Consider the following 1,319-nt stretch of genomic DNA (forward strand, 5'->3'; position numbering starts at 1 on the left):
TTCTTCCGCCGACTTCTTGGGCGTGCAAGAAGTCGGCCCGCCCGCCGGGGCGGGTTCCGGCAATCTCCGCCGCCGCAGGCGGCACATCTGGAGCGCCCCGAAGGGGCGCGAAAAATCCCCGCCGGGGCAGGTCCCGGCACCCCCCCCGCCGCCCGCCGGGCGGCAAAATCAGAAGCCGATTCACCGCAAACGGCGGTTGCAATCATAGATCAGAGTGAACAGAAAAGAAAGAAGGGACTTACCATGCGGAAATGGACACGTGCGCTCGCGCTGCTGCTTGCGGCGGTGCTGGCGCTTTCGCTGGGCGCCTGCGGGAAAAAAGCGGATGAAAAGGTGCTCAACGTCTTCACCTGGGCGACCTACTTCCCCGACGATATCCTCGCGGAGTTTACCGAGCAGACGGGCATCAAGGTGAATTACAGCACCTTTGAGTCGAACGAGGAGATGCTTATGAAGCTCGAATCGGGCGGCGAATACGACATCGTGCTCGCGAGCGATTACATCATCGATATCGCGCGGGGACAGGGCCTGCTGATGGAGCTCGATAAATCCAAAATCCCCAACTTCAAAAATATCAACCCGACCTACCAGAACACCTTCTTCGATCCGGACAACCAGTATGTCGTCCCCTATTCGGCGGGCGTGCCGATGATCATTTACAACCCCGCCATGACGGGCGGCGTGGAGATCAAGGGTTACGAAGACCTGTGGAATCCGGCGTTCGCGGACTCGGTCGTCGTGATGGACGACGCGCGCAACATCATCGGCATCACCCTCAAAACGATGGGCAAGAGCTTCAACGAGACCGACCCCGCCGTGCTGGAGCAGGCCAAGGAGAAGCTGATGACCCTGCGCCCGAACATCCGGGCGTTTGACTACAACACCCCCTACAACCTCATGATCTCGGGCGAGACGGCGGTCGGCTACATGTTCACCTCCCAGGTGATCACCGCCCTCAACGCGAATCCCGAGCTCAAGACGGTCTATCCCGCCGAGGGCGTCGGATTCGGCATCGACGCGGTCTTTATCCCCGCCAAGGCCCCCCACGCCGACAATGCGCACGCCTTCCTCGATTTCATCCTCGACGGCGAGCGTTCGGCACGCATCACCGAGCAGACCTTCTACGGGAGCTGCAACTCGGCGGCGACCCCCTATATCACCAATCCCCTGCTGGTCATCCCCGACGATGCGATCCGCAGCGGCGAGTCGATCAAGGACGTCGGCGAGGAGGCCACCGCCCTCTTCAACGACATCTGGACGGAATTCAAGCAGAGCTGAGCCCCATAAAAAAGCGGGGGGCGGGGGGGGGGGGGGGGGGG

Annotated in this window: 1 protein-coding gene; it reads left to right on the plus strand. The window is 61.6% G+C overall.

Annotated features, from left to right (window positions below; translation table 11 throughout):
• Positions 1 to 243 precede the first annotated feature (243 nt).
• Positions 244 to 1,278, plus strand: a complete 1,035-nt coding sequence (locus tag NE609_RS17290; RefSeq protein ID WP_101553003.1) for a spermidine/putrescine ABC transporter substrate-binding protein — start codon at positions 244 to 246, stop codon at positions 1,276 to 1,278.
• Positions 1,279 to 1,319 lie beyond the last annotated feature (41 nt).

This window comes from Anaerotruncus sp. DFI.9.16 (genome assembly GCF_024461615.1).
Lineage (GTDB): Bacteria > Bacillota > Clostridia > Oscillospirales > Ruminococcaceae > Anaerotruncus > Anaerotruncus massiliensis.